The organism is Synechococcus sp. R55.8 (genome assembly GCF_047461895.1).
GTDB lineage: Bacteria > Cyanobacteriota > Cyanobacteriia > Thermostichales > Thermostichaceae > Thermostichus.
Genome location: NZ_JANSIB010000181.1, coordinates 1 through 1248, shown reverse-complemented (window position 1 = coordinate 1248; position 1248 = coordinate 1). Strand labels below are relative to the sequence as shown.

Below are 1248 nucleotides of genomic sequence, written 5' to 3'. Positions count from 1 at the left end.
AAGTTGGGATCCCAATAGCATTAACCGCCTGTTGAGCAGGGTGTTTGCGGCCATGTTTGCCGCCGGCCCCCAGGTGGTGAAGCCCTTTTTGCAGGATGTAGTGCAGTTCGGCGGCTTGGCCCAGGCCCTGTGGGGGGCGATGAGTCGGGATCCTCGGTTGGTGGCCGGACTTTTGCCCCGGTTGGGGTTGCCGGAGTTGGTGGAATGGGCGGGCCACTTTGGCGCGCTTGGCCTCTTCGAGCTGCTGCAAAGGCTAACGGATCGCCCGGAGCTGGAAACCGACCCCCAAGACTACTTCTGGAAGCGGCGCCGCGAGGCTTGGCGCTACGGCTGCGGTCAAGATTACAAGTTATTTCCATAGTGATTCTGTAGATATTCTATCTGAAAATAGGGGCTTTGAACGAGCTTGAGACGTTCCCCTGACAATCTGCACCGCCGAGGCCCTAACTCGCAGTTTTTATCTCATTAGGAAGAGGAAAGTTGAGAGCCAAGGAGCGGTTGCACTACTGTAATTCAACATAGCTGCAATCAAGACACTCAAGAGATATCGAAACATTGTCAATGTGATCAAGCTCACCATTACGTTTCACGACGTTTGATATCCATAGTGGAAGAGTTGGGAATTCTTTATCCATCCACTCGTCAGTGTAGGAGTTAGCCATGGTTATTCTCGACTACAGCGATGCAGACAGTGGCTTCTGGGCTTCGACTCCTCAGGGTTTGGTGGAGGTGATCAAGTTTCAGAATCACTTCTACGCCCTTCGGCAAGTGTACAAACGCGCCCAAGACGCGATATCTGCCTGTCGCGCCGACATTGAAAGGGGATTTCTTAGCATTGTGGTGCAGTTTGAGAATCACGCGGAAGTGTGGGCTCAACTGTCGCCGGGCGTACCCGTGCAGTCCCAACCAGAGGCTGCTCCTACGGGCAACCCTGCCAAGCCCAAGCTGACCTATCGCGGCCAACCGGTGAGCAAACCTTCCCGAAATCCCAGCCTCGCCCGCAGGCCCTTGCCTGACTCCCTCTATTTCCGCGGCGCGAAGATCGGCTAGACCGTTTCCGTTTGCCAGGTCTGGAGCGGTCGAGATTTCCCTTCTGGCCGCAGCCATCTGCGTTAGCGGTGCAAAGCACCATAGAGGCCCACCCCATAGCCCAGTACCTCAACCGGATCCCCTTGGCTTTCTGCCGGCAGTTGGGATCCCTTGCCCAACCACTGGGCCTCGTGGCTATCCAAAAGCTTCTCCCAGGTG

1 protein-coding gene and 1 pseudogene are annotated in these 1248 nt (G+C 55.9%); both read left to right on the top strand.

The genetic code is table 11. The annotated features are described in order from the left end of the window. Window positions 1-361 (top strand): annotated as a pseudogene (locus NW829_RS12245) (FAD-binding oxidoreductase); the annotation flags it as partial. 299 nt (window positions 362-660) lie between these two features. After that, the gene (locus tag NW829_RS12240) at window positions 661-1050 is read left to right on the top strand and encodes a hypothetical protein (protein ID WP_414332498.1); all 390 of its coding nucleotides are present in this window, start codon (window positions 661-663) and stop codon (window positions 1048-1050) included. The last annotated feature ends 198 nt before the right edge of the window (window positions 1051-1248 follow it).